This window comes from Streptomyces sp. NPDC111656 (genome assembly GCF_055656965.1).
On record NZ_JBVKCA010000001.1, the window covers coordinates 769,487 to 794,150 of the forward strand.

20 protein-coding genes are annotated in these 24,664 nt (G+C 70.5%); 9 read left to right on the forward strand and 11 right to left on the reverse strand.

From position 1 onward, the window contains the following. Position 1 precedes the first annotated feature (1 nt). Positions 2 to 1,516, reverse strand: a complete 1,515-nt coding sequence (locus ACZ7M3_RS03580; protein ID WP_472060369.1) for an FMN-binding glutamate synthase family protein — start codon at positions 1,514 to 1,516, stop codon at positions 2 to 4. Between the two features lie 378 nt (positions 1,517 to 1,894). Here ACZ7M3_RS03580 and asnB point away from each other — a divergent pair, with 378 nt between their 5' ends. Continuing rightward, complete coding sequence (gene asnB / locus ACZ7M3_RS03585; protein ID WP_452973733.1) at positions 1,895 to 3,736, forward strand: asparagine synthase (glutamine-hydrolyzing); 1,842 nt, start codon at positions 1,895 to 1,897, stop codon at positions 3,734 to 3,736. On the opposite strand, the gene ACZ7M3_RS03590 is transcribed toward asnB, so the two are convergent. Beyond that, entirely contained in the window at positions 3,729 to 4,229 is a 501-nt protein-coding gene (locus tag ACZ7M3_RS03590) for a DUF4232 domain-containing protein (protein ID WP_472060371.1), read from the reverse strand. The two genes, asnB and ACZ7M3_RS03590, sit on opposite strands and share 8 nt — an antisense overlap. Positions 4,230 to 4,341: 112 nt before the next feature. After that, positions 4,342 to 5,904, reverse strand: coding sequence for an alpha/beta hydrolase (locus tag ACZ7M3_RS03595; RefSeq protein ID WP_472060373.1), 1,563 nt, complete (start codon positions 5,902 to 5,904; stop codon positions 4,342 to 4,344). A 217-nt stretch (positions 5,905 to 6,121) separates the two neighbouring features. On the opposite strand from ACZ7M3_RS03595, the gene ACZ7M3_RS03600 reads away from it, so the two are divergent. After that, the gene (locus ACZ7M3_RS03600; RefSeq protein ID WP_472060375.1) at positions 6,122 to 6,820 is read left to right on the forward strand and encodes a chaplin; all 699 of its coding nucleotides are present in this window, start codon (positions 6,122 to 6,124) and stop codon (positions 6,818 to 6,820) included. Positions 6,821 to 6,895: 75 nt separating this feature from the next. Here ACZ7M3_RS03600 and ACZ7M3_RS03605 read toward each other — a convergent pair whose 3' ends face one another. Continuing rightward, the gene (locus ACZ7M3_RS03605; protein WP_472060377.1) at positions 6,896 to 7,423 is read right to left on the reverse strand and encodes a GNAT family N-acetyltransferase; all 528 of its coding nucleotides are present in this window, start codon (positions 7,421 to 7,423) and stop codon (positions 6,896 to 6,898) included. Between the two features lie 111 nt (positions 7,424 to 7,534). Between ACZ7M3_RS03605 and ACZ7M3_RS03610 the strand changes: the two genes are divergently transcribed. Beyond that, positions 7,535 to 8,389: a GNAT family N-acetyltransferase gene (locus tag ACZ7M3_RS03610; protein ID WP_472060379.1), complete on the forward strand. Its 855-nt coding sequence runs from the start codon at positions 7,535 to 7,537 to the stop codon at positions 8,387 to 8,389. Between the two features lie 34 nt (positions 8,390 to 8,423). On the opposite strand, the gene ACZ7M3_RS03615 is transcribed toward ACZ7M3_RS03610, so the two are convergent. Then, positions 8,424 to 9,452, reverse strand: coding sequence for an aldo/keto reductase (locus ACZ7M3_RS03615; protein ID WP_472060381.1), 1,029 nt, complete (start codon positions 9,450 to 9,452; stop codon positions 8,424 to 8,426). Between the two features lie 113 nt (positions 9,453 to 9,565). Here ACZ7M3_RS03615 and ACZ7M3_RS03620 point away from each other — a divergent pair, with 113 nt between their 5' ends. Next, positions 9,566 to 10,192, forward strand: coding sequence for a TetR/AcrR family transcriptional regulator (locus tag ACZ7M3_RS03620; protein WP_472060383.1), 627 nt, complete (start codon positions 9,566 to 9,568; stop codon positions 10,190 to 10,192). 44 nt (positions 10,193 to 10,236) lie between these two features. Here the strand turns inward: ACZ7M3_RS03620 and ACZ7M3_RS03625 are convergent, their stop codons facing one another. Next, positions 10,237 to 11,433 (reverse strand): MFS transporter, encoded by a 1,197-nt coding sequence (locus tag ACZ7M3_RS03625; protein ID WP_472060385.1) that lies wholly within the window; start codon positions 11,431 to 11,433, stop codon positions 10,237 to 10,239. A gap of 64 nt (positions 11,434 to 11,497) precedes the next feature. Here ACZ7M3_RS03625 and ACZ7M3_RS03630 point away from each other — a divergent pair, with 64 nt between their 5' ends. Then, on the forward strand, positions 11,498 to 11,875 hold the full coding sequence (locus ACZ7M3_RS03630) for a MerR family transcriptional regulator (protein ID WP_472060387.1): 378 nt from the start codon (positions 11,498 to 11,500) through the stop codon (positions 11,873 to 11,875). A 22-nt stretch (positions 11,876 to 11,897) separates the two neighbouring features. Here the strand turns inward: ACZ7M3_RS03630 and ACZ7M3_RS03635 are convergent, their stop codons facing one another. Next, positions 11,898 to 12,647, reverse strand: a complete 750-nt coding sequence (locus ACZ7M3_RS03635; RefSeq protein WP_472060389.1) for an MBL fold metallo-hydrolase — start codon at positions 12,645 to 12,647, stop codon at positions 11,898 to 11,900. A gap of 245 nt (positions 12,648 to 12,892) precedes the next feature. Here ACZ7M3_RS03635 and ACZ7M3_RS03640 point away from each other — a divergent pair, with 245 nt between their 5' ends. Next, the gene (locus tag ACZ7M3_RS03640; protein ID WP_472060391.1) at positions 12,893 to 14,899 is read left to right on the forward strand and encodes an RICIN domain-containing protein; all 2,007 of its coding nucleotides are present in this window, start codon (positions 12,893 to 12,895) and stop codon (positions 14,897 to 14,899) included. A 104-nt stretch (positions 14,900 to 15,003) separates the two neighbouring features. After that, positions 15,004 to 15,777 (forward strand): GNAT family N-acetyltransferase, encoded by a 774-nt coding sequence (locus ACZ7M3_RS03645; protein WP_472060393.1) that lies wholly within the window; start codon positions 15,004 to 15,006, stop codon positions 15,775 to 15,777. Between the two features lie 51 nt (positions 15,778 to 15,828). Here the strand turns inward: ACZ7M3_RS03645 and ACZ7M3_RS03650 are convergent, their stop codons facing one another. Then, positions 15,829 to 16,092: a GlsB/YeaQ/YmgE family stress response membrane protein gene (locus ACZ7M3_RS03650; RefSeq protein ID WP_472060395.1), complete on the reverse strand. Its 264-nt coding sequence runs from the start codon at positions 16,090 to 16,092 to the stop codon at positions 15,829 to 15,831. Positions 16,093 to 16,325: 233 nt separating this feature from the next. Here ACZ7M3_RS03650 and ACZ7M3_RS03655 point away from each other — a divergent pair, with 233 nt between their 5' ends. Beyond that, positions 16,326 to 17,774, forward strand: a complete 1,449-nt coding sequence (locus ACZ7M3_RS03655) for a hydrolase (RefSeq protein ID WP_472060397.1) — start codon at positions 16,326 to 16,328, stop codon at positions 17,772 to 17,774. Positions 17,775 to 17,849: 75 nt separating this feature from the next. Here ACZ7M3_RS03655 and ACZ7M3_RS03660 read toward each other — a convergent pair whose 3' ends face one another. From ACZ7M3_RS03660 to ACZ7M3_RS03670, 3 genes are all read right to left on the reverse strand, one after another. Then, positions 17,850 to 18,632, reverse strand: coding sequence for a hypothetical protein (locus tag ACZ7M3_RS03660; RefSeq protein WP_472060399.1), 783 nt, complete (start codon positions 18,630 to 18,632; stop codon positions 17,850 to 17,852). A 158-nt stretch (positions 18,633 to 18,790) separates the two neighbouring features. Beyond that, complete coding sequence (locus ACZ7M3_RS03665) at positions 18,791 to 21,547, reverse strand: glycoside hydrolase family 2 protein (RefSeq protein ID WP_472060401.1); 2,757 nt, start codon at positions 21,545 to 21,547, stop codon at positions 18,791 to 18,793. Between the two features lie 178 nt (positions 21,548 to 21,725). After that, a complete protein-coding gene (locus ACZ7M3_RS03670) occupies positions 21,726 to 22,925 on the reverse strand; it encodes an ROK family transcriptional regulator (protein ID WP_388399482.1) in 1,200 nt (399 codons plus the stop codon). Between the two features lie 116 nt (positions 22,926 to 23,041). On the opposite strand from ACZ7M3_RS03670, the gene ACZ7M3_RS03675 reads away from it, so the two are divergent. Further along, positions 23,042 to 24,496 (forward strand): APC family permease, encoded by a 1,455-nt coding sequence (locus ACZ7M3_RS03675; protein WP_472060403.1) that lies wholly within the window; start codon positions 23,042 to 23,044, stop codon positions 24,494 to 24,496. Positions 24,497 to 24,664 lie beyond the last annotated feature (168 nt).

The following is a 24,664-nucleotide window of genomic DNA, read 5'->3' on the forward strand; positions in this document are numbered from 1 at the left end:
CTCAGAACGCGTCCGGATCCGCCGCCTCCCAGTCCGCCTCCCAGGACGCGGGCGGCTCCGCGAGCAGCACCCCGGGCTCCAGCCACTCGTAGAGCTGCGCGTACGACCGTACGGTCGCCGGGTCCGTACGCCGCAGCAACTGATGCGGTCCGAGCTCGGCCGGATCGCGTACCCCCATGGCGGCCATGATCCGGCTCGCGCTGCGGACCGTGGCCCGCTGGTAGCGGTGCACGCGCGCCGACTTGTCGGCCACGTCCAGGGCGCGCACCCGGCGCGGGTCCTGGGTCGCGACCCCGACCGGGCAGGTGTTGGTGTGGCAGCGCCGGGCCTGGAGGCAGCCGAGCGCGAACATCATCGCGCGGGCCGCGTTCGTGTAGTCGGCGCCCTGCGCCAGCCGTTTGACGATGTCCGAGCCGGTGGCGACCCTGCCGCTCGCGCCGATCCGCACACGGTCGCGCAGCCCGGTGCCGACCAGCGCGTTGTGCACCGTGATCAGCCCTTCGGTCAGGGGCGTACCGAGGGAGGCGGCGAACTCCGGCGGCCCGGCCCCCGTACCGCCCTCGGCGCCGTCGACCACGATGAAGTCGGGCGAGACCCCCTCGGCGAGCATCGCCTTGCAGACGGCGAGGAACTGACGGCGCGAGCCGACGCAGAGCTTGAAACCGGTCGGCTTGCCGCCCGCCAGCTCCCGCATCCGGGCGAGGAAGCACACCAGCTCGCGCGGGGTCGAGAAGACGCGGTGGTACGGCGGGGACACCACCGCCTCGCCCTCCCGGACGTCGCGGGCCCGGGCGATCTCGGCGCTCACCTTGGCGCCGGGCAGCACCCCGCCGATGCCCGGCTGCGCCCCCTGGGAGAGCTTCAGCGACACGCACTTGACCTCCGGCAGCGCGGCCTTGTCCGCGAACTCCCTTGCCTCGAAGCCCCCTTCAGGTGTGCGGCAGCCGAAGTACCCGCTGCCGATCTCCCAGATCAGGTCGCCGCCGCCCCGCAGGTGGTGGTCCGAAAGACCGCCCTCGCCGGTGTCGTGCGCGAAACCGCCGAGCGCCGCGCCCCTGCTGAGCGCCAGGATCGCGTGCGAGGACAGCGCCCCGAAGCTCATCGCGGAGACGTTCAGCAGGGCCATGTCGTACGGCTGGGTGCAGTCCGGGCCGCCGACGCGCACCACGGGCGGCTCGTCGGGCATCTCGACCGGGCGCATCGACGGTTCCAGGTACTCGTACCCGTCCCCGTACAGGTCCAGCCCGGTGCCGAAGGGCTCCTCGGCCTCGACGCCCCCGGCGCGCGCGTACACGATGCCGCGCACATCGCGGTCGTCGGGCCGCAGGAGGAAGCGGAGGTGGCCGAGCAGGGGACGGTTCCGCAGGATCGCCCGGCGGCGCTGGGTCAGGTCCCGGACGGCGACCGCGGTCAGGGCGAGCAGTACGGCGGCCGCCCACCACCACCAGGGCGAGGCGGCCCAGGCCAGGACCAGCGCCCCGGCCGCGCCCAGGGCGACGAACAGCGGCAAAAGCATCCGGCGCACACCATGAGTCAAACCCATGGGACGGAAAGTGGCGAAAGCGGGCATTCCGCTCGGGATCCCGAGGGTGCCTCGAGGACGTCTCCCCGGGCGCTCCGGCGGATGTTGAGGAAGACTTTGCCCGTGGCCGATTCCCGTTCGCAGACGCCCGGCAGCGGGCCGATCCGCCCGTCCGTGGAATGCAAAGCGCGGCCGAAACCGTCGGGGTGACTGCTCCGGTCAGGTTACGTACGTGTTGACGTCACTTGCGCACATGACACAACCTCGTCATATAGCTGCTCGATACAACTGGTTTTGCGGAAGCGCCGGCCCGTCCATGAAACCGCAGACAGGCGCGATGTTCCCGGGAGAACCGGACGCGGGAGGTAACACATGTGCGGCATCACCGGCTGGGTCGCCTTCGACCGCGACCTGCGCGCCGAGGCGGCGACATTGGATGCAATGACGGAGACGATGTCCTGCCGGGGTCCCGACGACCGCGGCACCTGGACCGAGGGGCCCGCGGCCCTCGGGCACCGCCGGCTCGCGATCATCGACCTGCCCGGCGGACGCCAGCCCATGACCGCCGAGACCCCGGACGGCACGGTCGCGCTCGTCTATTCGGGGGAGGCCTACAACTTCACCGAGCTGCGCCGCGAGCTGACCGACCGCGGGCACCGATTCTCCACCGACTCCGACACCGAGGTGGTCCTGCGCGGCTACCTCGAATGGGGCGAGGCGCTCCCCGAGCGGCTCAACGGGATGTACGCCTTCGCGGTCTGGGACGGCCGGCACGACAAGCTCGTGATGATCCGCGACCGCATGGGCATCAAGCCCTTCTACTACTACCCGACCCCCGACGGCGTCCTCTTCGGCTCCGAACCCAAGGCGATCCTCGCCAACCCGCTGGCCCCGGCCCGGGTCCGCCTCGACGGACTGCGCGAGCTGTTCACCTTCGTCAAGACGCCCGGACACGCGATCTGGGACGGCATGCGCGAGGTGGAGCCCGGCACCGTCGTCACCGTCGAACGCTCCGGTCTGCGCCGCCGCGTCTACTGGCAGCTGGAGACCCGGCCGCACACCGACGACCGCGACACCTCCATCGCCACCGTTCGCTCGCTCCTCGAGGACATCGTGCGCCGCCAGCTCGTCGCCGACGTGCCGCGCTGCACCCTGCTCTCCGGCGGCCTCGACTCCTCCGCCATGACCGCGCTGGCCGCCCGGCAGCTCGGCGAGCACGGCGAGAAGGTCCGCAGCTTCGCCGTCGACTTCGTCGGCCAGACCGACCACTTCGTCGCCGACGAGCTGCGGGGCACCCCCGACACCCCCTTCGTGCACGACGTGGCCCGCGCCTCGGCCACCGACCACCAGGACATCGTCCTCGACGCGGACGCCCTGGCCGACCTCGACGTCCGCGCGAAGGTGATCAGGGCCCGCGACCTCCCCATGGGCTTCGGTGACATGGACGCCTCCCTGTACCTGCTCTTCCAGGCCATCCGCGAGCACTCCACGGTCGCGCTCTCCGGGGAGTCGGCGGACGAGGTCTTCGGCGGCTACCTGCAGTTCTTCGACGAGGAGGCCCGCAGCGCCGAGACCTTCCCCTGGCTCGTCCGGTTCGGCCGGGACTTCGGCGACGACGCCGACGTACTGCGCCCGGACCTCACCAAGGCGCTGGACCTGGAGTCGTACGTCGCCGACGGCTACCGCACGGCCGTCGCGGGCATCCGGCGGCTCGACGGCGAGAGCGACTTCGAGTACCGGATGCGGCGGATCTGCCACCTCCACCTGACTCGCTTCGTCCGCGTCCTCCTCGACCGCAAGGACCGCGCGAGCATGGCCGTCGGCCTGGAGGTGCGGGTGCCGTTCTGCGACCACCGGCTCGTCGAGTACGTCTACAACACGCCCTGGTCCCTGAAGTCCTTCGACGGACGCGAGAAGAGTCTGCTGCGGGAGGCGACCGCCGACCTGATCCCCAAGTCCGTGTACGACAGGGTCAAGAGCCCCTATCCGTCGACGCAGGATCCCAAGTACGCGATCGCCCTCCAGGAACATGCCAAGGACCTCCTGGCCCGGCCCGCGCACCCGGTCTTCGACCTCGTCGACCGGGAGCGGGTCCACCGGGCCGCCCACCGCGACAGCCCGCAGATCACGCAGGCCTCGCGGCGGGGCCTGGAGCGCACCCTGGACCTGGCGCTGTGGCTGGACATGTACGCCCCGGACGTGCTCCTTACCTGAGGGCCCGGTCGGCGGCCGCCCGCGAGGGCTTCCACCACGAGGTCACCGGCTCCCACACCAGGACGACGCGACCGACGCCCAGCTCACGCGCGGTGAACGTACGGCCGAAGCGCATGGGGTCTGCCGAGACGCTGATCGCCTCCACCCGGCGGGCCTCCGGGTCCGCCGGGTCGGCGATGGTCCGCAGGGCCGCGTACGCCGTCCGGCCCGCCTCGAGCAGGTACGGCCCGCTCCGCCCCGCGGGAACCGGCAGGGCGGCGCCGTCGAGGTCCCCGAAGACGACGGCCGGGATGCGCTCGATGGTGCACGCCCGGGTGGAGCGGTTGGTGACGTCCAGGTGCAACAGGGTGGGGTCGGCGGAGCGGTGGGCGTGGACGGCGACGGCCTTCTCGGCGCACTGGGCGGGCCGCGTGGCGGCGGAGCCGCTCTGCGGCGCGGCGAGGAGCAGTGTCACGGCGGCGGCCGGGAGGGCGAGAACGGGTCGGATGCGCATCGGTGGGTTCCCCCTGTTTCGGTCACGAGCGGTGTCATGAGGGTGTCACGAACGGTGAGGGACGCCTGCTCAGTGTGACGGCCGAGGTGTCCTTCGGGTGGTGTCCGACCCCTCAGGGGGCCGTCGCGTCCTCCGGGCCGCAGGAGCTGCCGTTGTCCGGCAGCGAGCCGTACAGCAGGAAGTCGTTGACCTTCTGGCGCACGCACTTGGAGGACGCGTACCCGGTGTGGCCCTCGCCCTTGTTGTCGAGCACGACGGCCGAGGAGCCGAGCCGCTCGGCGGTCTCCTCGGTCCAGCGGTACGGAGTCGCCGGGTCCCCGCGGGTGCCGACGAGGAGCATCTTCGGCGTGTGGACATCGCGTACCTTCTCGCGGATGTAGTCGCTGCCCTTGGGGCGGCCGTAGCACATCAGCAGCTGGTTGAGGCGGAGGGGGCCGAAGATCGGCGACGCCTCCTGGTAGGCGGCCCTCAGCTCGTCGATCTCCTTGGTGAGCTGCGCGGCGCTGGGCCGATCGGGGTCGTCCGCGCAGTTGATCGCCAGGAGTGCGGACTCGAGGTTGTCCGTGGGCACGTTCGCGGGGTCGACCAGCCCGCTGTACGTGGCGTGGGGCAGGGCGACGCCCCCGGCCGCCTGCATCAGTGGGCTCGGGTCGCCGTCCTGGACGAGTGAGGCGAGGGACCGCTCGAGCTGCGGCCACCCCTTGCGGTCGAAGAGTTCAAGACCCATGGTCGCCACCAGGTCCTGGCCGGAGAACTGCTGCCCGAAGCTCGTCGGCACCGGGTCCTTGTCCAGCGAGTCGACGAGCCGGGCGACCCTCTGCCGGGCATCGCGCGGATCCTGCCCGAACGGGCACGACGTGTCCTGGGTGCACCAGGTGAGGAAGTCCTCCAGGGCGGTCTGCTGCCCCTCGGCGCTCACCAGGCCCGACTCGGACAGCGGCTCGGTGAGCGTGTCCACGCCGTCGAGCACCATGCGGCCCGTCTTGTCGGGGAACTGGCTCGCGTACACCGCGCCCAGGCGTGTTCCGTACGAGAATCCCAGGTAGTTGAGCTTCTTGTCGCCGAGGGCCTGGCGCATCACGTCCAGGTCCCGGGAGGCGTTGACCGTGCCTATGTGGGCCAGTACCGGGCTGGAGTGCTTGGCGCACTCGTCGGCGTCCTTCCGCACCTGCCTGAGGAGTGCCTCGGGGCTGCTGTCGTGGGTGGTGGGGCCCGTCGCGCCTGAGGACTGGCCCATGCGGCCGCCGCAGCTGACGGGGGAGGACCGGCCGACACCGCGCGGGTCGAAGGTCACCACGTCGTAGCCGTTGGTGAGGGGCATGAAGTCCTTGCCGCCGACGGCGAGCTGCGGGACTCCCGGGACGCCGGGGCCGCCGAAGTTCAGCAGTACGGATCCCCTCGACGCGCCGGTGGCGCGATAGCGGGCCAGCGCGAGGTCGAGCGTCCCGGCCCCCGGGCGCGCGTAGTCCAGCGGAACGGTCACCTGCCCGCACTGCAGATCCGCGGGCATCTCGTCGCCCTTGCAGGTGCCCCACTTGATCTGCTGGTGGTAGAAGCGGGACAGGTCGGGGCCCTCGGCGGCCGTCGCCAGCCCCGAGGGCAGACCCGCCGCCAGCAGGGCCAGTGTCACGACGCGGGCTCCGGCGTACGCCCAGCGTTGATGCGCGGACAGCATGGATGCCTCCAGGGACGCCCGGCGTCGTACCGGGCGCCAGGGGATAGCTCCTCGCTCACGATAAGCGGGTGTCCGGGAGCGCGCCTCTGGGCGGGCGTTCGATAAACGTGACCCTCGATGGGGTGAAAGCGCGATCAGCCATAACGTCGGATGGTCCTCCCGCGTTTTACGCGGTGCGGGCGAGTGCCCGCGTCCATGTCTGGAAGGCAGGGAACCTATGAAACGGGTTACCCGAAATAGTTTGATCGCCGCGGCCGCCGCCTCGAGCGCGCTGGCCGTGACGATGCCGGCGCACGCCGACGCCTCGGCGGACGGCGGCACGGCGGCTTCGCCCGGGCTGATCTCCGGCAACACCCTCCAGCTCCCGGTGCACGTCCCCGCGAACGTGTGCGGGAACACCGTGAACGTGGTCGGGCTCCTGAACCCCGCCGCGGGCAACGGTTGCGCGAACGTGAGCGAGGGCGGGGGCCCCGGCGTCGGCGGGAGGAGCCACGGCAGGAGCGGCGAAGGCGCTGGTGGCGCGGCCCGCGGCGGGGCCGTCACACACGGCGGTGCTGTCGCGGTCGGGAGCGGAAAGGATTCTCCGGGCGTGCTCTCGGGCAACGTCCTGCAGCTCCCGTTGCACCTCCCGGTGAACGTCAGCGGCAACTCCGTGACTGTGGTCGGCCTCGGCAACGCGTCCGTGGGGAACACGTCCACGAACACCTCCGGCGACCACCCCCGGCCGGTGAGGACCACCCCGAGGCCGCACACGACGCCCAGGGCGCAGGTGCCGCAGTACCAGGCTCCGCCGCCCACGGCCTCCCTCGCCCACACGGGCGCCGACCAGACGATGCCGGCGGTCGCCGCGAGCGCCGCCCTGCTGCTGGGCGGGGCCGTGCTGTACCGCCGGTTCCGGCCCACGGGGGTCCGCTGACGCGCAAGGCCCCACCGGGCACACGGCCGGTGGGGCCCCGTTCGGGTGGCATGCGCGAGCGGTCCCCGGGCGGGGTCAGCGCATCTCGGGAAGGTCGTCGCGCAGGATGCTGTAGCGCACGCCGTCACGCCACCGGCCGTCCCGGAAGCCCACACTGCGCAGCACGCCCTCGCGGGTGAACCCGGTCTTCTCCAGGGCGCGTTGCTCGGCGATGTTCTCCGCCTCGGTGTCCGCCTCGATCCGCACCGCGGTCGTGTGCGCGAACAGGTAGCGGACCAGCTGCCGCTGGGCTTCCGTGCCCCAGCCCTTGCCGCGCGCCTCCGGCAGCAGGCCGATGCCGATGTTCCAGTAGTACGTGCTCGGGGTGGGCCGGATCTTCCGCCACCCGACGAAGCCCAGCCGCTCCTCGCCGCGCACGACCATCAGATGGCCCGCGTCGTCGCCGAGCATGCGGTCCTCCGCCCACTTGCGCCGCCAGCGGTCCGGGTCCCGCCAGCCGAACCACTGGAAGGGCGTGGCGGTCTCGGGTTCCGTCAGGAACCGCTCCATGACGGGCAGGTCGTCCTCGGCCACCGGGCGCAGGGTCACGTCATCGACACTCATGGACGGCAAGCCTATGAGTGACGGAGGCTGAAATCCCCGTGGAGATCGGGAAGGATGCTGCGGGCGCGGGCGACCGCCGCGCACCCCGCCGCAAGCGAATGGAGCGCACACATGACTTCTCCGGGTTTCGCGGATCTCGTCGTCGCCCGGGCCTCGCTCGACGACTGGTCGGTGATCAGCGGGTGGGCGGGGGACGAGGGATGGAATCCGGGGCTGTCCGACGCTCCGAGCTTCTTCGCCCAGGATCCCGAGGGTTTCTTCATGGGCAGGATCGACGGGCAGCCGGTCTCGGCGGTCTCGGTCGTGACGTACGATGCCGACTACGCCTTCCTGGGCTTCTATCTCGTACGACCGGATCTGCGCGGCCGCGGCCACGGCCTCGCCACCTGGAAGACGGCCCTCGCCCACGCCGGCGGCCGGACCGTCGGTCTGGACGGTGTGGTGGCGCAGCAGGACAACTACCGCAAGTCCGGCTTCGAACTCGCCCACCGCACCGTCCGGTTCATCGGAGCCGTGCCGGCGGAACAGACGCCACCGGGGGTGCGGTCCGCCGCAGCGGCCGACTTCGCGTCGATCGCGGCGTACGACAGTGCCTGCTGCCCGGCCGATCGCCCCCGCTTCCTCGAACGGTGGCTCACCGGTCCCGGCCACCGCACCTTCGTTCGCGTCGCCGACGGCCACCTCACCGGCTACGCGGTGATCCGGCCCGCCCTCGACCGCCCGCGCGTGGGCCCGCTGTTCGCCGACACCGCCGAGGATGCCCGCGCCCTCCTGCTGGCGCTGGCCGCCGACGCTCCCGGGGGTGAGGTCGCCATCGACATCCCCGAGTCGAACGCGCCGGGCGTCGCCCTCGCCGAGGAGTTCGGCCTCACCCCCTCCTTCGAGACCGCCCGGATGTACACCGGCCCGGTCAGGCCGTTCAGCGGCGAGCGCGTCTACGGGGTCACCACGCTCGAACTCGGCTAGGCCCTGTCCGGCGGATCAGGCGCCGGGCCCCGGTTCAGGCGGCGGAGCGTTCGTCGGGCAGGCGGCGGCGCAGGGCGGGCTGCTGGATGGCGGGCGGGTCGTAGGCCATGTCGAGCGTCCCGATGTCGGTGCCGGGCGGCACGATCGCGTCGATCCGGTCGAGGAGCTCGTCGGTCAGAGTGGTCTCCGCGCCCGCGAGGAGGTCGTCCAAGTGGGCCATCGTGCGCGGTCCGATGATCGCGGAGGTGACGCCCGGGTGGGCGATCGCGAACGCCATGGCCAGGTGCGTCAGCGGCATCCTCGCCTTCTCGGCCAGGGGGATGAGCTGTTCGACGATGTCGAGCCGGCGCTCGTCGCTGAGGTGCTTGAAGCCGAAGGCGGCACGGTGACTGTCGGCCTGGCGGTCCTTGCGGTAGCGGCCGGTCAGCAGGCCGCCCGCGAGCGGGCTGTAGACCAGGGCGCCCATGCCGTAGCGCTCGCAGACGGGCAGCACCTCGCGCTCGATTCCGCGGTTGAGGATCGAGTACGGCGGCTGCTCGCTGCGGAACCGCGTCAGACCCCGTCGCTCGGCGACCCACTGCGCCTCGACGAGGTCCGAGGCGGGGAAGGAGGAGGTGCCGATGGCCCGGACCTTGCCCGCGCGCACCAGGTCGGTGAGAGCCGAGAGGGTCTCCTCCACGTCGGTGTCCGGGGCGGGCCGGTGGATCTGGAACAGGTCGACGTGGTCGGTTCCGAGTCGGCGCAGCGAGTCCTCCAGCGCGCGGACCAGCCAGCGCCGCGAGTTGCCCCGCTGGTTGGGGTCGTCCCCCATGGGGAGGTGGGCCTTGGTGGCGAGTACGACGTCGTCACGGCGGCCCTTGAGGGCCTTGCCGACGATTTCCTCGGACTCGCCGCGTGAGTAGGCGTCGGCGGTGTCGACGAAGTTGATGCCCGCGTCCAGCGCCTTGTGGATGATCCGGACGGAGTCGTCGTGGTCGGGGTTGCCGATGGCGCCGAACATCATCGCGCCCAGACAGTACGGGCTGACCTTGATGCCGGTTCGGCCCAGTGTGCGGTACTTCATGGGTCTCCTTGCGCGTCGGCCATGGCCCGCCGCGGCGCGTTAGGCTGACAGAAACGGAACAGCGTTCAGCATGACGATACGGAACCATGTTCCGGTTAGCAAGGGGGAGCATCGTGACCGAGGAAACGACTCGGGAAGCCGATGCCGCCGCGGCGGAAGGGCAGCCCCATAAGCGGCTGCGCGCCGACGCGCAACGCAGCACCGACGCCCTGCTCACGGCGGCCGCGGAAGTCTTCGCCACTTCGGGAGTGGACGCACCCGTGCGGGAGATCACCGCCAAGGCGGGCGTGGGGGCCGGCACCCTCTACCGCCACTTCCCGCAACGCTCGGACCTCATCGCCGCGGTCTTCCGCCACGAAGTCGACGCCTGCGCCGACTCCGCACCCTCCCTGGCGGCGCGGTACGAACCGGCCGAAGCGCTCGCCAAGTGGCTCCAGCGCTTCGCGGGCTTCATCGCCACGAAACGCGGACTCAGTGCGGCCCTGCACTCGGGGGACCCGGCCTACGACACCCTGCCCTCCTACTTCCAGCAGCGCTTCATGCCCGTCCTCGGCGCGCTCCTCGACTCCGCGGCGAAGGCCGGCGAGATCCGCTCCGACGTCGATCCGGAAGACCTCCTGGTCGCCACGCGCAATCTGACCCTGCCCGCCCAGGAGGACGACAACGGCCACACCCCCCGCATGATCGCCCTGCTCGTCGACGGACTCCGCTACGGCGCCCCCGCCCGGGAATCCCGCTGAAAGGCAGGCGTCCGGACAGATCCTGGTGCCCCGCGGGCGGGGTGTCAGGCGGGGCGCCGCGCGGGAAACGGCCGCCGCCCCACCGCCACCACACCGACCGCGGCGGCGATCAGCGGGAGTGAGGTCCAGGGAAGCGCCGTGGCTCCCGCGCTCTCCAGGACAAGTCCTCCGGTGAGGGAACCGGCCGCGATACCGGCGTTGTAGACGGTGGTCTGCAGGGAGGTGGCCACGTCGGCGTGGGCGGGGCCGGAGGCGTCGACCAGCGCGGTCTGGATCAGCGTCGGCGCCCCGCCGAACGCGGCGCCCCACAGGGCGACCGAGACGAGGAGCACGAGGGGGTCGCGCGCGGACACGGCCAGCGCCGCCATCGCGCAGGCGATCAGGGCGAGGGCCGTCAGCAGCGTACGGCGCAGGTGCGCGTCCACGAGGGCTCCGACGATCCAGATCCCCGCGACCGTGGCCACCCCGAACACCAGCAGGACGAGACCGGTATGCCCGAACCCGGTGTGCTCGGTGAAGGGGGCGACGTACGTGTACATGACCTGGTGCCCCAGAAGCAGGAGCAGGGTCACGGAAAGGACGGTCACGATGCCGGGCAGCGAGGCCACCCGGCGCAGGGGTACCCGCCCGCCCGCCGGTTCGCCGGGCAGGCCCGGGACCCGCCACCGCACCCAGAGCACGAGCAGCGCGGCGAGTACGGACAGCACGCCGAAGGCCGCGCGCCAGCCGACGGCGTCCGCCAGCGCGGTGCCCGCGGGCACACCCAGCGACAGGGAGAGGGTGATGCCCCCGAGGACGATCGCGATGGCACTGCCGCGCCGCTCGGCAGGCACCATCCGGGCCGCGTAGCCGACGAGCATCGCCCACAGCGTGCCGCCCATGACCCCGGCCCCGAGCCGGGCCGCGAACGTGAGCGCGTACCAGGACGACAGCGCGGTGACCGCGTTGCAGAAGGCGAAACCCAGGAGGGTGCCGGTCAGTACCCGGCGGCGCGGCAGCCCGCGCAGCGCGGCCGTGAGGGGCACCGCGGCTAGGAAGGAGGCGAGCGCGTAACCGGTCACGAGGAAGCCGACACGCCCCTCGGACACCCCCAGGGCCGGAGCCATCCGCGGCAGCAGTCCGGCGGGCAGCAGTTCGGTCTGTACGGCGGTGAAGGCGGCCGTGGACAGAGCGAGCAGCCCCGAGAGCGGCAGCCCGGAGGCGGACGGAGCGGTGCCCTTGGAGGGCGGTGCGAGCGACATGCGACCATGCTGAAACCTTCACATCAGTGTGAAGGCAAGCACGTCTGCCCCGGAGAGCGGAGTCATGAGGATCGGTGAGCTGTCGCGCCGCACCGGCGTCCCCACCCGGATGCTGCGCTACTACGAGGAGCAGGGCCTGCTGCGCCCCGAGCGGGCCGCCAACGGCTATCGCTCGTACGGCGACGGGGCCGTCCCGTGCGTACGGCAGATCCGCGGACTGCTCGACTCCGGGCTCACCACCGAGATCATCCGTGGCATCCTGCCGTTCCTGTCCGACCCCGGCGAGATCCATCTCCACCCCGAGTGCCTGACCCAGGAGACCGCAGCGCTCCTGCGGGGCGAGATCGACCGCATCCAGAGCCGCATCGACTGTCTGGCCCGCAACCGGGACGCGCTGCGGGCCTACCTCGACACCGTCCGGCCGGGAACCCCGCGGCCTTGAGTCGGCCGGCTCGCGGCGGCCGTCAGTTGGCGAGCGCCCGGGCGCGCTGGGCCGCCTCGCTCACGGATCCGTGGTGCACCGGGCCGTGACCGGGCAGCAGGACGTCCGCCGAGAGTGCCTCGATGAGCTTCAGTGACGCGAGGGCGTTCGCGCGCTCGGCGTGGAACATGGCGGGCAGCAGCTGCGGTCCCTGTATCCGCGAGGTGGGGTGGCCGCTGACCAGGGCGTCGCCGGAGATCACGATGCCGGCGTCCGGCAGGTGGTAGACGCAGTGTCCGGCGGTGTGCCCGGGTGTGTGCACCGGCACCGGACCGCCGGGGAGGTCGAGCGCCCCCTGGCCGGGGAACGGCTCGGGCCGGGTCATCCGGACGTCCGCCTTGCCGCCGGACCGGATCGCGTGCACCGCCCAGGGCAGCACGCCGGGACGCCAGGCCTGGCGCATCACCTCGCCCACGCTCACCTGCTGGAGGAACTCGCGGCGCGCGTGCGGCACCTCCTCCTCGTGCAGATGGACCGGGACGCCGTAGGTGCTGCTCAGGTACTCGGCCGACCCGAGATGGTCGTTGTGCGCGTGGGTGATGAGTACGGCGCTGATGGCCTCGGGGGAGTGGCCGAGCGCGTCGAGGGAGGCGAGGACGTCCGGGCGGTCACCCGGATATCCGGTGTCGATCAGGGTGACGGCGTCCCCCTCGGTGAGGATCACCCAGTTGGTGTTGCTGCCGTGAACCAGATGGATTCCGGCCGCCACCTCGACGATTGCGTCCTCGCGCATGACCATCCCGATGCTTGAGATCTTTGCCGGCCGGGTCGGGCCGGATCGAAGCGAAGGTACCGCGTGCGGGTGGCGACGCGACGGGCGGCCTCCGGGGCGCGGACGCGTTCACCGACGGCGTGGCCGAACGTGAACGGGCTCTGTCGGCAAGGGACTTGACGCGCCCGCGGAATGGCGGCTCCCATATGGCGAGTCTCGTTGACTTTTGTTCGAGTCTGCGAACAAACCGCTCAAGGGAGAGCCGCATGTCCCCCCATTCGCACACCGCGCGCCTCAGAGGCCTCCTGAAGCGCGCAGCCGTCCATGGCGCCGTCCTGGGCCTGGCCGTCGCCGGACTGGCCGGAGTCGGACGCTCCGCCACTCCGCTCACCGCCGAGCCGACCGCCGTCAGCACCAACCAGATCGGGGTCGCCCCGGCCCCGATGGGCTGGGCGTCCTGGAACACCTTCGCCAGCGTCATCGACTACGACACCATCAAGGCCCAGGCCGACGCCCTCGTGTCGTCGGGCATGGCCGCCGCGGGCTACAAGTACGTCAACATCGACGAGGGCTGGTGGCTGGGCACCCGCGACAGCAACGGCAACATCACCGTCGACACCGCCAAGTGGCCGGGCGGGATGAAGGCCGTCGTCGACTACATCCACAGCAAGGGCCTCAAGGCCGGGATCTACACCGACGCGGGCAAGAACGGCTGCGGCTACTACTACCCGACCCCCTCGGGAACGCCCGCCGCACCCAACACCGGTATGGAGGGCCACAACCAGCAGGACCTGGAGACCTTCCAGAACTGGGGCTTCGACTTCCTGAAGATCGACTGGTGCGGCGGTGACGCCGAGGGCCTCGACCAGGAGACGACGTACAAGGCGATCCGCGACGCCAACACCGCCGCGACCGCGGTCACGGGCCGCTCACTGGTGCTGTCACTGTGCGAGTGGGGCACGGGCAACCCCTGGAACTGGGCCGCCGGCACGGGCGCGATGTGGCGCACCAGCACCGACATCGTCTACTACCCCGACAACCCGACGATGACCAGCATCCTGGCCAACTTCGACAAGTCGCTGCACCCCGCCGCCCAGCACACCGGCTACTACAACGACCCGGACATGATGACGGTCGGCATGAACGGCCTGAGCGCCGCCCAGAACCGCACCCACATGGGCCTGTGGGCGATCTCCGGCGCCCCCCTGCTCGCGGGCAACAACCTGGCCACCATGAGTGCGACGACCGCCTCGATCCTCACCAACTCCGAGGTCGTCGCGATCGACCAGGACCCGCGCGGCCTCCAGGGCGTCAAGGTCGCCGAGGACAGCACCGGCCTGCAGGTCTACAGCAAGATCCTCTCCGGCACCGGGAAGCGCGCGGTCCTGCTGCTGAACCGTACGTCCGCCGCGGCGAACATCACCGCCCGCTGGCAGGACATGGGTCTGACCACCGCCTCCGCCGCCGTACGCAACGTCTGGTCGGCGTCCAACGCCGGTTCGTTCGCAACGAGTTACACCACCAGCGTCCCCGCGGGCGAGGGTGTGCTGCTCACCGTCTCCGGCACCGAGGCGTCCGGGACGACGTACGAGGACACCACGTCCGCGACGACCCCGGCCTTCACCGGAGTCACGGCGTCCGCCGCGGGCACCGAGCTGATCGACATCACCTACGCCAACGGCGGTACCGCGGACCGCAAGGCGACGCTTCAGGTGGGCGGCCAGTACGCGCAGACGCTGGCCTTCCCGCCCACCGGCTCGGCCACCACCTATCGGACCGTCTCCGTCCTCGCGTCCCTGGCGAAGGGCTCCAACACGCTGACCTTCGGGGCCTTGGGCACCGCGCCCGACATCGACGCCGTGGCCGTGCGCGCCGTCCCGGGCACCAACGGGACCGCGGTGGTCGGCACCGGATCCGGACGGTGCCTGGACTTCTTCAAGAGCACGATCACCAACAACAGCCAGGCCGAACTGTGGGACTGCGGCGGTGGCCAGAACCAGACGTTCACCTCTACCTCGCGCGGTGAACTGGTGGTCTACGGCAACAAGTGCCTCGACGCCTACAACAGCGGTACCGCCAACGGCACCAAGGTCGTCCTGTGGGACTGCAACGGCGGCACCAATCAGAAGTGGACCTTCAACTCCAACGGAACCGTCACCAACAACGTCTCGGGCCTGTGCCTGGACGCGCTGGGCGCCGCGACGGCCAACGGAACCCTGATCGACCTCTGGTCGTGCAACGGCGGATCCAACCAGCAGTGGACCCGCAACTGAACCGCGCCTGACCAGGGACGAAACACCGGGGCGGGGTGGCCTGATCGACTCCGCCCCGGTGCGGAGCCGTTGCCCTATGCGCTCCGGGGTGCTGGAGTGACCCCATGGATCACGTTGCGGTACTGGCCCTGTTCGACCGGGACATGCGGGAGGGCGCGCGGCCCGACAGCCCGGGAGCCCGGGTCGAGCGCGTCGACAAGGTGGTGCGCCAGGTCGGCACCGAGCACGGCTGGAACGGGGTGATCTGGTCGGACCTGGACGAATCGATCGCCGATGTCGCGATCGCCGAGCAGATGCGCTACTTCGGCGAACTGGGCCGCGAGTTCGAGTGGAAGCTGTACGGGCACGACAAGCCCGAGGGCCTGGGGAAGCGGCTGCGCGCCGCCGGGTTCGTCGCCCAGCCCGAGGAGACCCTGATGATCGCCGAGTTGGGCGACCTCGCGCTCGACGCCCAGCCGCCCGAGGGCGTACGGCTGCTGCCCGTCACCGACCGCGCGGGCGTCGACCTCGTCGCGGACGTCCACGAACAGGCCTTCGGTACGGACAGCACCCGGATGCGCCACCAACTCCTCGCCCAGCTCACCGGCGACGAGGACAACGTCGTCGCGGTGGTGGCCCTCGCCGGTGACGTCCCGGTCAGCGCCGCCCGCATGGAGATGGTCCCCGGCACCCGCTTCGCCGGCCTCTGGGGCGGCGGCACCATCGACTCCTGGCGTCGCCGCGGCATCTACCGTGCGCTGGTCGCCCACCGCGCCCGCGTCGCCGCCGAGCGCGGCTACCGCTATGTCCAGGTCGACGCCACCAGCCAGAGCCGCCCGGTCCTCGCCCGCCTGGGCTTCGAACCCCTGACCACGACAACGCCGTACGTGTACGGGTGACACCGGACGCCGTCCGGGCAGGGACGGCGTCACGACCGCCGGTCGGCCCCGTCAGCGGCGCGCCTTCACCCGGTCGAGCGCCGCGACGCCCACCGCCGCGAGTCCGATCTGAATGACCCACTCGATCCAGTCGACGCCCTTCGTGTTCGCCACGCCGAACGCGGCGGCGATCCCCGAGCCGATGAACGCGGCCACGATGCCGACGAGGATCGTCCACAGGATGCCGATGCGCTGGCGTCCCGGGACCACGAGCCGGCCCAGTACGCCGATGATGATGCCGATGAGAATGGCACTGATGATGCCTGAGATCTCCATGTCCGCCCCTTTTTGCCTGGACCCCCGCAGTTAGGTGTGTTCCCCCTGCGGGCGAAGACAGTCCGTTCCGCTTTCCGGCCGTCCCGCGTCCGCTCCGACGGGCTCCTGTTCCTTCGCGTTCCTGCCATGTACCGTTCAAGAATCTGTCGCGCGGCAGACGGCCAACCACCGTTCTACGCGCGCAGACTTGGCGCCCGCACCGCCTCTCCCCACCCCTCATGGAGGTTTGCAGGATGCTCGGATTCAGAAGATCCCGCCACAGACTCACCACGGCCGCGGCCGTGTTCGGACTGCTCGTCGCGGGTGCGGCCGTCCAGGCGTCCGCGGCCGCTCCGGCCGCCGCCGCGACCCCGCACCGCATCCTGTTCGACAATGCCCACGCGGAGACGGCCGGCAACGCCGACTGGATCATCTCCACCAGTCAGCCCGACCCGCTGGGCCAGGACTCCTCGCCGTCGGCGGAGACCGACTGGACCGGCGCCCTCTCCTCCTGGGGTGTGGCCCTGCAGAAGACCGGCGACTTCAGCCTGAAGACGCTGCCTTCGGGTTCCAGCCTGGCCTACGGCGGTTCGACGGCCACCGATCTGTCGAACTTCGACACGCTGGTGCTGCCTGAGCCCAACACGCTCTTCACGACCGCGGAGAAGACCGCGATCATGACGTTCGTGAAGAACGGCGGCGGTCTGTTCATGGTCTCCGACCACACCGGTGCCGACCGCAACAGCGACGGTGAGGACGCGGTCGAGATCCTCAACGACCTGATGACCAACAACAGCGTCGACTCCACCGACCCGTTCGGTTTCTCCATCGACACGCTGAGCATCAGCTCCGACTACCCGAGCGCCATCAGCGACAGCAGCAACGCGGTCCTGCACGGCTCGTTCGGTACGGTCACCAAGAGCCTGATCGCCAGTGGCACGACGGCCACGCTCAAGCCCGCCGACAACTCGGCCGTCAAGGGCCTGCTCTACCGCACCGGATACTCCGGCAACACGGGAGCGTTCTTCGCCACCAGCACCTTCGGCAGTGGCCGAGTGGCGTTCTGGGGCGACAGCTCACCGATCGACGACGGCACCGGCCAGTCCGGCAACACCCTGTACGACGGCTGGAACGACACCGGCGCCACCAACGCCGCCCTCGCCCTGAACGCCACCGAGTGGCTCGCGGGCGGCAGCAGCAGCGGCGGTGGCGGTGGAGGGGGCGGCGGTACCTGCACGGCCGCCCAACTGCTCGCCAACCCCGGCTTCGAGTCGGGCAACACGTCCTGGACCGCGACCAGCGGTGTCATCACCAACAGCTCCAGCGAGGCCGCCCGTACGGGCTCCTACAAGGCCTGGCTGAACGGCTACGGCTCGGCCAACACGGACACGCTCTCCCAGTCGGTCACCATCCCGTCCGGCTGCGCGGCCACCCTGAACTTCTATCTCCACGTGGACACGGCCGAGACGACCACCAGCACGGCCTACGACACCCTCAAGGCCCAGGTGCTCAACAGCAGCGGCACGGTCCTGTCGACGCTCGCCACGTACTCGAACCTGAACGCCGCGTCGGGCTACACGCTGCGCAGTTTCGACCTGTCCAGCTACGCCGGGCAGACGGTCACCGTCAAGTTCACCGGCACCGAGGGCTCCACCCTGCAGACGTCGTTCGTCCTCGACGACACGGCGCTCAACGTGAGCTGAGCGCGAACAAGTGAGAGGGCGGGCCCAGGAGCGGGCCCGCCCTCTCGCGCACCGGAGTTCGGGGCGCCCGCCGTGTCAGGCGACGTGATGCGTCTTGACGCCGCCGGCCTCGAAGTCGTAGATGTACTGATTGATCCGCAGACCGTCCACCGCGCCGACCCACATGTGGTCGCGGCCCTTGCCCACGGCGGCGGAGTAGATGGTCGGCACCGGGCCGCCGTCGTTGAGCGAGGTCTTCAGCTGCGCGAGGGAGCAGTGGGCGACAGGGCCGTTGCAGGCGGTCTCGCCGCCCGTGAGGTACCAGTAGCCGGTCGTGGTGGCATCGATGTAGCCGCTCCAGCGGTTCGTCACCGGTGCCGCGTCCGGTACCCACACCAGCGCGGAGTAGTTGTCGCCGGGGTGCGCGCTCACGTTCGGATTGATCTCGAACCTGATGTTCGGCATGTTCTTCGTGCCGCCGTAGTTGATGTTCCCGCCGGTCTGGAAGACGTGGAACCCGACCTTGTTCAGGCTCAGCACCGGATCGCCGAGGAAGTCGACCTCGTTGCCGAAGTCCACCCTCTCGCTGGGATTGGTCAGTGAGGTGGACCTGTCCGCGACCTCGATCCCGAGGCTGCCCTTTCCGTAGGGCGGCCTGCCGGAGGAGTCCAGCACGCCGGCGGAGCCGTACGGGCCGTTCCTGAGAGCGGCGACGGGGGAGCCGATCGTGGTGCGGGTGATCACGCCCCAGTGCTCCGAGTGCACGCGGTTGCCATCAGCGAGAGCGGGCACCGATCCCGGGACGGTCGAGGTGAGGATCGCGGTCAGTGCGGTGACCGCAAGCGCCTTTCCCCGGCTCACGCCAAAACGAGCTTTCACGCTCACTCCTTGCAGGTAGTCGAAGGGTCCGACGTGCGCCGGTGTTCGGTCGGCGCGACGCCCGTCACGCTATTCGACTCTCCGTGATGGAAACCGCAGCGACATACCTCAGGCATATGACTATTCGGGTCATAAGGCATGAAACATGCGAGTCGCTGTCACTCTCCGTGTCGGGTGGATCGGGTGCCGGCCGCCGGGACGGTCGCCTCCGGTGTGTTCCATCCCGAGACCCGAACCCGGGGGGCCGAACCGTGCAGGTCGGCCGTCCGGTAGGTGGCGGTGAGCGTCGTGGACTCGCCGGGCCACAGGGTGACCTGGTTGTCGGACCACCGAACGGGCAGGACGGGCTTGCCGACGGCGTCCACGAGGTGCACGTCGGTCAGCAGAGACGGAGTCTTCCCGGTCCCGGTGTTCCGTACCGTGACGGTCGTCCTGGACGCGCCGTCCACGCCGACCGAGGTCGAGGCCGTCGCCGAGACCGGCACCCGTGCCATGGAGTTGAGCCCCTTGAGGTCCGCGTAGCTCGTCGTCGGCGTGTAGTACCAGTCGGTCTTGGCCCAGTCGAGGGTGTCGGACTTGGTGGACAGCCAGTAGACGTTGCGGCTGACCTCCTTGCCCTCGGCGTCGGTGAGGACGAGGCGCGCCAGGTAGGTCGTCGACAGGCCGGTCACGGAGGACGGCATGGTGAGGGGGGTACTGTGGGCGCCGTCCCCGTCCACGTCCACCCCGGTCGCCGTCCTGTCGTACTTCTGGGTGCCGTCGGTGTTGAAGAGCGTGACCCGGGCCGTGAGTCCGGACGTGGAGGCGTGCCGGTTGTTCACGACGACGACCGAGCGGGTGTCGTAGGAGTACTGGATGTGCAGCGGCTCGTTCGCCTTCTTGGCCCCGAAGTAGGCACCGCCCTGGTCGAGGTAACGGTCCATCAACTGCCAGTGCAGTGACGTCCATCCGCTGTTGAACATCCAGTAGACGACCCCGGTCGCGGGCTTGGCGGAGTCGGTGGCGTTGCGCCCGTACGCCTCGTACTGCGCGCGTACGTTCTCGTACTGGGCGAGCTGTGCCTTGCGTACGTAGTCGGTCAGGCCGCTCGGCGCTCCGTACCGTCCGGCGAGCGCGGCGTCGTACAGCTTGAGCGTGCCGAAGGTCGACGACGGTGAGCGGTGGTACTGCTTGGCGGTCGGGCTCTTCCACAGGGTGTCCAGCTCGGCGGGGGACATCATGCGGCGCAGGGTGTCGAGAGTGGGGATGTCGGGGCCCGCGCTGGTCTCGGAGTTGAAGCCGGTGGCGCCGCCCTCGCGCTTGGCATACCAGTAGTTCGGCGGGATCCAGTCGTAGGGGCCGGTCATCTTCATGCCCGAACTGCCGCTGATCGGCGAGGACTTGTCGGACGCGGCGGCGACCACGGGGTTCGGCCAGTCGGCGTCGGCCAACGCGTCGAGGTAGTTCTTCTCGATCGTCGCGTCCGGCGCGAAGTCGCTGCCGATGAGGAAGGAGATGACGCTCGGGTGGTCGCGCAGTCGGGCGGCCTCGGCGGCCATCGACGCCTTGGCGACGGGGTAGTCGGCCGCGGTCCACTTCTCCCCGGCCTCGCTGCCGTTGACGTTCCCCTCCCACTTGTCGCAGCATTCCCAGCCGGGCAGCGTGAGGATGCCGTACCGGTCGGCGAGGTCGAAGAACTCGTCCGGCTCGATGTGGCCTTCGAGGCGGATGGTGTTGAGGCCGAGGTCGAGCGCGTACTTCAGCCGGTCCTCGACATACGCCCGGTCCCAGCGCAGGAACTCGTCCGGGGACCAGCCGCCCCCCTTGATGAGCAGCCTGCGGCCGTTGACGCTGTACTGCCGGGCGCCGTCGGAGTTGAGGGGCGCCTTCACCTCGCGGATGCCGAAGTTCTCGTGCGCGGTGTCCGAGGCGGTGCCGCTGACGGAGGCCGTCAGGTCGAGGCCGTAGAGCGGCTGTCCGCCCATGCCCGCGGGCCACCACACCTTCGGCGCGCTCAGATGCAGGCCGGGGGTGTCGGTGGGGGAGAAGGTGACGGTCTTCGTCTCGTGCGCGGCGAGGGAAACGGTCTTGCTGAAGGAGGCGACCGGGCCGATGCTGCCCGACACCGTCGCCGTGACGGGAGCGCTCGTCTCGTTGCGGGCCTGTGCCTTGACCGTCAGGTCCGCGGAGGCGAGCGAGGGAACGGCGAGCTCGGTGACGACGTGCGCGTCGCGCAGTGCGACCGGACCGCCCCGGCGGACGAGAACATCACGCACGATGCCCATGTTCTGGTCGGGCGGAGGCTGGAGCCAGTCCAACCAGCCCATGGTCAGGTTCTTGGTGGGCACGTTGGGCCGGATGCGGAAGGCCACCGTGTTGGTGCCCGACCGCACCAGCGAGGTGATGTCGAGTTCGTGCCGTGTGTAGGCGCCCGCAACTTCCGCGGCGGTGGCGACCCGCTTGCCGTTGACGTAGACGTCGGCCGCCGAGATCACCCCGCTGAAGTCCAGGTAGCTGCGCTCGGTGGTGTCGGCGACCGTGAAGTCCGAGCGGTACCACCAGGGGACCTGGAAGTCGGCCTTCGGGATCTTCTGCTGGTTGGTCGAGTAGAACGGGTCGGCGTACTTGCCGTCCGCGAGCAGCGCCGCGAGGACGGTGGAGCGGGAGCCCGCCGAGTACCAGCCGCTCGCCGGATAGCCCGGGCTCGAGACGTCGGCCCCCGCGTCCGTGACCTTGGCCGTCGACTGGATCGCGTACCCGGACAGCGCGGTGGTGCTTCCCGCGGTGGCGGGCACCGGGGTGACCGGCACGCGTGCGGCCGCGTCGGGTCCGGCGCTCCGGGACCCGGCCCACGCGCTGGTCGGGAGGGTGCACAGGAGGCCCAGGGCGACGGCGGCCGTGGCGGAACGCCGTCTTGGGGCAGGATGATGGAACACGGTGGTCTCCTTGGGGGTGGGGAGCATCCGCGCTACGAGACTGCATGTCGGCACTGAGAGGCAGGAGCAAGGCAGGAGGAGGCGCGAGCCGGGCCTACAAGTTAGGAAACTTTACTAACTGGCCCACAAGCTAGGCGGCCGAGCAATCCGTGTCAATCACCGAAGGCGAGTGCCCCGCTCAGGACGCCGAGCGTCGCTCGAACACCACGTCCCGCGCGGTCCCCAGAGCCGTCGCCACCGCGCCCAGCAGAACCGCGTCCTCGCCCAGTCGACTCGGCACGATCTTCGGACGCAGGGGCGTGAGCGTACGCAGGGTCTCGCGCACGGGCCGCAGCAGCAGGTCGATGCTGTGGCCCACGCCGCCGCCGAGCACCACCAGATCGGGATCGAGCACCGCGGCGGCCGCGGCCACCGTGTAGGCGATCCGCTCACCCTCCAGCCGTACCGCCCGCACCGCGGCGGGGTCTCCTTCGCGCGCCGCGTCGAACACGGCCTTGGCCGTGAGCTGGCCGGTCATGCCGAACTGCCGCGCGGCCTCGACGACGGCCTCCCCCGACACCGCGTCCTCCAGCCTCTCCGGCTTCTGCAGCCCCGGCCACGGCAGGAACCCGATCTCCCCGGCCCCCCCGCGCGCCCCCGTGAACAGCCGCCCCTCGCTCACCACGCCCATGCCGAGACCGGTGCCGATCAGGATGTACGTGAACAGCCGGCTGCCCGCGCCGACGCCGTACGTGTACTCGCCGAGCGCCGCGAGGTTCGCGTCGTTGTGCACCTCCAGCGGGATGCCCAGCTCCTCGCGCATCCGGTCGAACAGGCCCGCGCGGCCCCACCCGGGCAGATGCATCGCGTACCGCACCCGGCGCCGTTCCTCGTCGTACACGCCCGGCGTGCCCACCACCGCGTGCGCCACCTCGTGTGCTCCCGCGCCGGAGTTGGCGACGACCTGACGGGCGGTGGAGACGACGAGGTCGGCCATGGCGCCCGAACTGCGCGCCCGATTGCGCACATCGGCGCGCGCGACCACGCCGCCGTCCAGATCGGCGACCGCCACCCGCAGCCAACTGCGCCCGATGTCGATGCCGAGGGCGTACCCGGCCGCGGGATCAGGGGCGTAGAGCACCGCCACCCGGCCGCGTTCGGGTGCGTGCGTGCCCGCCTCACGCACCAGTCCCGCCTCCTCGAGTGCCGCGAGCGCGCTGGAGACCGTCGGCTTGGACAGCCCCGTCTCCCGTGCGAGCTGAGCCCGCGAGGCGGCACCGCCCGTACGCAGCCGGTCGAGCAGCAGCCGCTCGTTGGTACTGCGCAGTCGCTGCCGGTTCCAGGGCTGTTCGGGCTGCGCTATGGCGTCGCTGGCGGGCATCGCACCATTCTCACGCATGCCTGACACCCTCTTGACGCATCTAGTAAGTCTCCTTAACTTTATCGCCCAGTCAGCCTCCCCGGGCCGGCCGAAAGGGAGCCCGCCTCCCCGCGTCCCGATATCAGGAGACCCCTATGTCCGGTAGCCCGCCACCCACCGGCGGTTTCGTCCGCCGCGTCGGCCTGTTCCAGGCCACCGCCATCAACATGAGCCAGATGTGCGGCATCGGCCCGTTCGTGACGATCCCGCTGATGGTCGCCGCGTTCGGCGGCCCGCAGGCGATCATCGGCTTCGTCGCGGGTGCGCTGCTGGCCCTCGCGGACGGCCTGATCTGGGCCGAACTGGGCGCCTCCATGCCCGGCTCCGGCGGCAGTTACGTGTATCTCCGCCAGGCCTTCCAGTACCGCACCGGACGCCTCATGCCGTTCCTGTTCGTCTGGACGGCCATGCTCTTCATCCCCCTGATCATGTCCACCGGCGTGGTCGGCTTCGTCCAGTACCTCGGCTACCTGGCCCCCGACATGGGCAAGACGACGGGCGACCTCATCGGCCTGGCCGTCGTCGCCCTCGTGGTGCTGCTCCTGTGGCGCGGAATCGAACACATCGCCCGCATCACGGCGGTCATGTGGGCGGTCATGATCACCTCGGTACTCCTGGTGATCACCGCCGCGGCCACGGACTTCAGCGCCCATCTGGCCTTCACCTACCCGGCGCACGCCTTCGAACTGACCAGCAGTCACTTCTGGATCGGCTTCGCCGCGGGCCTGACCATCGGCATCTACGACTATCTGGGCTACAACACCACCGCGTACATGGGCGCCGAGATCAAGGATCCGGGCCGCATCCTGCCCCGCTCCATCGTCTTCTCCATCCTCGGCATCATGGTGATCTACCTCCTCCTCCAGATCGGCACCCTCGGTGTCATCGACTGGCACCGCATGACCGATCCGACGGACATCGCCTCCACCTCCGTCGCCTCGGCCGTCCTCGAAGAGACCTGGGGCAAGGGAGCCGCCGACACGGTCACGGTCCTCATCCTCATCACCGCGTTCGCCTCGGTCTTCACCGGACTCCTCGGCGGCTCGCGCGTCCCCTACGACGCCGCCCGCGACCGCGTCTTCTTCCGCCCGTACGCCAAGCTGCACCCCAAGCACCGCTTCCCGATGCTGGGCCTGGCGACCATGGGCGTCATCACGGCGATCGGCTTCCTCATCGGCCGCCACACCGACCTGGCCACCCTGATCCAACTCCTCACCACCGTCATGGTGATCGTCCAGGCCCTGGCCCAGATCGTCGCCCTCTCGGTCCTGCGCAAGCGCCAGCCCACGCTCCAGCGCCCCTACAAGATGTGGCTCTACCCGATCCCCAGCCTCCTCGCCCTCGTCGGCTGGCTCACGATCTACGGCTACGCCGACAAGAACTCCCCGGGCCGCCACCCCATCGAATGGTCCCTGGCCTGGGTGGCCCTGGGCTGCGTCGCCTTCGTCGTCTGGGCGAACCTGGAAAAGGTGTGGCCCTTCGGCCCGAAGGAGATCAAGGAGGAGTACCTGACCACCTCGACCCCGGACCCGGAGCCCGCCGGTACGTAGGCGACCGACGACCCGCACCCGACGACGCACGGAAGGGGCTGTGACGGTACGTCGCAAGCCCGTCGCTCACGCTCGGATCTGGAAACGGCTCCCCACAGGGCAACGCCTGATCCGGCGGCGACGGGCTCGACGTACCGCCACGGCCCCGACCCACGCACCCGCGACCGG

Excerpts from the sequence above, each read along its gene's own strand:
- ACZ7M3_RS03580 (WP_472060369.1), bottom strand. The coding sequence starts at position 1,516 with ATGCTTTTGCCGCTGTTCGTCGCCCTGGGCGCGGCCGGGGCGCTGGTC.
- asnB (WP_452973733.1), top strand. The coding sequence starts at position 1,895 with ATGTGCGGCATCACCGGCTGGGTCGCCTTCGACCGCGACCTGCGCGCC.
- ACZ7M3_RS03590 (WP_472060371.1), bottom strand. The coding sequence starts at position 4,229 with ATGCGCATCCGACCCGTTCTCGCCCTCCCGGCCGCCGCCGTGACACTG.
- ACZ7M3_RS03595 (WP_472060373.1), bottom strand. The coding sequence starts at position 5,904 with ATGCTGTCCGCGCATCAACGCTGGGCGTACGCCGGAGCCCGCGTCGTG.
- ACZ7M3_RS03600 (WP_472060375.1), top strand. The coding sequence starts at position 6,122 with ATGAAACGGGTTACCCGAAATAGTTTGATCGCCGCGGCCGCCGCCTCG.
- ACZ7M3_RS03605 (WP_472060377.1), bottom strand. The coding sequence starts at position 7,423 with ATGAGTGTCGATGACGTGACCCTGCGCCCGGTGGCCGAGGACGACCTG.
- ACZ7M3_RS03610 (WP_472060379.1), top strand. The coding sequence starts at position 7,535 with ATGACTTCTCCGGGTTTCGCGGATCTCGTCGTCGCCCGGGCCTCGCTC.
- ACZ7M3_RS03615 (WP_472060381.1), bottom strand. The coding sequence starts at position 9,452 with ATGAAGTACCGCACACTGGGCCGAACCGGCATCAAGGTCAGCCCGTAC.
- ACZ7M3_RS03625 (WP_472060385.1), bottom strand. The coding sequence starts at position 11,433 with ATGTCGCTCGCACCGCCCTCCAAGGGCACCGCTCCGTCCGCCTCCGGG.
- ACZ7M3_RS03630 (WP_472060387.1), top strand. The coding sequence starts at position 11,498 with ATGAGGATCGGTGAGCTGTCGCGCCGCACCGGCGTCCCCACCCGGATG.
- ACZ7M3_RS03635 (WP_472060389.1), bottom strand. The coding sequence starts at position 12,647 with ATGCGCGAGGACGCAATCGTCGAGGTGGCGGCCGGAATCCATCTGGTT.
- ACZ7M3_RS03640 (WP_472060391.1), top strand. The coding sequence starts at position 12,893 with ATGTCCCCCCATTCGCACACCGCGCGCCTCAGAGGCCTCCTGAAGCGC.
- ACZ7M3_RS03645 (WP_472060393.1), top strand. The coding sequence starts at position 15,004 with ATGGATCACGTTGCGGTACTGGCCCTGTTCGACCGGGACATGCGGGAG.
- ACZ7M3_RS03650 (WP_472060395.1), bottom strand. The coding sequence starts at position 16,092 with ATGGAGATCTCAGGCATCATCAGTGCCATTCTCATCGGCATCATCATC.
- ACZ7M3_RS03655 (WP_472060397.1), top strand. The coding sequence starts at position 16,326 with ATGCTCGGATTCAGAAGATCCCGCCACAGACTCACCACGGCCGCGGCC.
- ACZ7M3_RS03670 (WP_388399482.1), bottom strand. The coding sequence starts at position 22,925 with ATGCGTGAGAATGGTGCGATGCCCGCCAGCGACGCCATAGCGCAGCCC.
- ACZ7M3_RS03675 (WP_472060403.1), top strand. The coding sequence starts at position 23,042 with ATGTCCGGTAGCCCGCCACCCACCGGCGGTTTCGTCCGCCGCGTCGGC.